The following is a 2500-nucleotide window of genomic DNA, read 5'->3' as shown; positions in this document are numbered from 1 at the left end:
TTTTCGCAGCTTATCACGTCCTTCATCGCCTCTGAGAGCCTAGGCATTCCCCATACGCCCTTAATTAGCTTATGCGTCTTGCTTTAACTTGCTCTTTTAGTTTATTCGTCTTGTTATCTCCGATAAAAGATAACAAAACACTCTTTTAATTTTTAATCATTAATCATCCTATTACTAGAACAATTAATGCTCGTATTCTTTAAATCAATATGTCAATGAACGTTTTTCTTAATAACAATATAAAAATGATGAACATAAATACTTTTTCACTATGTGAATCCTGTGATTTATAAACTATCAATCCCTATACCTAAAGAATTGTGGAGAATATCGGAGTCGAACCGATGACCTCCTGCGTGCAAGGCAGGCGCTCTAGCCAGCTGAGCTAATCCCCCATTATTTGAAATTCAGAATTACGAATTTAGAATTACGAATAATGTGACTTAAACTCTATCTTCTAGAATTTCCTTTTCAATAATATAATCAATGAACTTGTAATTAATTCGTAATTCATCATTCTGAATTCGTAATTAAAAATCGTAGTCTCAGGCAGACTTACGCCATAGGCGCATAAACTTCTTCTTCTGTCTTTCGACTTGTAGTCTCAGGCAGACTCGAACTGCCGACCTCTACATTATCAGTGTAGCGCTCTAACCAGCTGAGCTATGAGACTTCTTCATAGTTGATGGTTGATGGTTTTTTGTTGATCGTTATAAATATTCAAAAAAAATACTAACAAATAACAACCAAAAACTAACAACTATATATTAATTAATTAACAGCATAAGACTAAAAATATCCCAAAATCACAATTCCTGTGTATCGTCTTTCTCTAGAAAGGAGGTGTTCCAGCCGCACCTTCCGGTACGGCTACCTTGTTACGACTTAGCCCCAGTTACCAGTTTTACCCTAGGCCGCTCCTTACGGTGACGGACTTCAGGTACCCCCAGCTTCCATGGCTTGACGGGCGGTGTGTACAAGGCCCGGGAACGTATTCACCGGATCATGGCTGATATCCGATTACTAGCGATTCCAGCTTCACGGAGTCGAGTTGCAGACTCCGATCCGAACTGTGATAGGTTTTATAGATTCGCTCCTTGTCACCAAGTGGCTGCTCTCTGTACCTACCATTGTAGCACGTGTGTGGCCCAGGACGTAAGGGCCGTGATGATTTGACGTCATCCCCACCTTCCTCGCGGTTTGCACCGGCAGTCTTGCTAGAGTTCCCGACATTACTCGATGGCAACTAACAACAGGGGTTGCGCTCGTTATAGGACTTAACCTGACACCTCACGGCACGAGCTGACGACAACCATGCAGCACCTTGTAATATGTCCGAAGAAAAGTCTATCTCTAAACCTGTCATACTACATTTAAGCCCTGGTAAGGTTCCTCGCGTATCATCGAATTAAACCACATGCTCCACCGCTTGTGCGGGCCCCCGTCAATTCCTTTGAGTTTCATTCTTGCGAACGTACTCCCCAGGTGGGTTACTTATCACTTTCGCTTAGCCACTCAGACCGAAGTCCGAACAGCTAGTAACCATCGTTTACGGCGTGGACTACCAGGGTATCTAATCCTGTTCGCTACCCACGCTTTCGTCCCTTAGCGTCAATACATTATTAGTGATCTGCCTTCGCAATCGGTATTCTAAGTAATATCTATGCATTTCACCGCTACACTACTTATTCTAACCACTTCATAATGATTCAAGACCTGCAGTATCAATGGCAATTTTCCGGTTGAGCCGAAAACTTTCACCACTGACTTACAGACCCGCCTACGGACCCTTTAAACCCAATGATTCCGGATAACGCTTGGATCCTCCGTATTACCGCGGCTGCTGGCACGGAGTTAGCCGATCCTTATTCGTAGAGTACCGTCAGAGTTCCACACGTGAAACTGTTTCTTCCTCTATAAAAGTAGTTTACAACCCATAGGGCAGTCTTCCTACACGCGGCATGGCTGGATCAGAGTTGCCTCCATTGTCCAATATTCCTCACTGCTGCCTCCCGTAGGAGTCTGGTCCGTGTCTCAGTACCAGTGTGGGGGATCCCCCTCTCAGGGCCCCTATCTATCGATGTCTTGGTAAGCCGTTACCTTACCAACTAACTAATAGAACGCATAGCCATCTTATAGCAATAAATCTTTAATGATTAAATGATGCCATCTTATCATACTATAAGGTATTAATCCAAATTTCTCTGGGCTATCCCTTACTATAAGGTAGGTTCTATACGCGTTACGCACCCGTGCGCCGGTCGTCATCTGTAGCAAGCTACAATGTTACCCCTCGACTTGCATGTGTTAAGCCTGCCGCTAGCGTTCATCCTGAGCCAGGATCAAACTCTTCATCGTGTATTCTTAAATATTATTTAACAATAACAACAGGAATTTTAAATCGTAATCTCAAAAATATTTCTAGTCTTAATTCTTATCTGTAAAACAATCGTATTAATACAATTGCAATACGCGCTGTCAATCAATATATCAATGAACT

2 tRNA genes and 2 rRNA genes (1 of these 4 cut by a window edge) are annotated in these 2500 nt (G+C 42.6%); all 4 read right to left on the bottom strand.

The annotated features are described in order from the left end of the window. Window positions 1-75: ribosomal RNA gene (locus Q0829_RS27445) — 23S ribosomal RNA — on the bottom strand; it reaches 2752 nt to the left of the window's first position. Window positions 76-321: 246 nt separating this feature from the next. Next, window positions 322-395 (bottom strand) — tRNA-Ala (locus Q0829_RS27440). Between the two features lie 204 nt (window positions 396-599). Then, window positions 600-673, bottom strand: a tRNA-Ile gene (locus Q0829_RS27435). Between the two features lie 163 nt (window positions 674-836). Next, window positions 837-2358 (bottom strand): 16S ribosomal RNA (locus Q0829_RS27430). The 16S and 23S rRNA genes sit together here with 2 tRNA genes alongside, the layout of an rRNA operon. Between the last annotated feature and the right edge of the window lie 142 nt (window positions 2359-2500).

This window comes from uncultured Aquimarina sp. (assembly GCF_947492405.1).
GTDB lineage: Bacteria > Bacteroidota > Bacteroidia > Flavobacteriales > Flavobacteriaceae > Aquimarina.
This window is presented reverse-complemented; position numbering and strand designations above follow the sequence as displayed.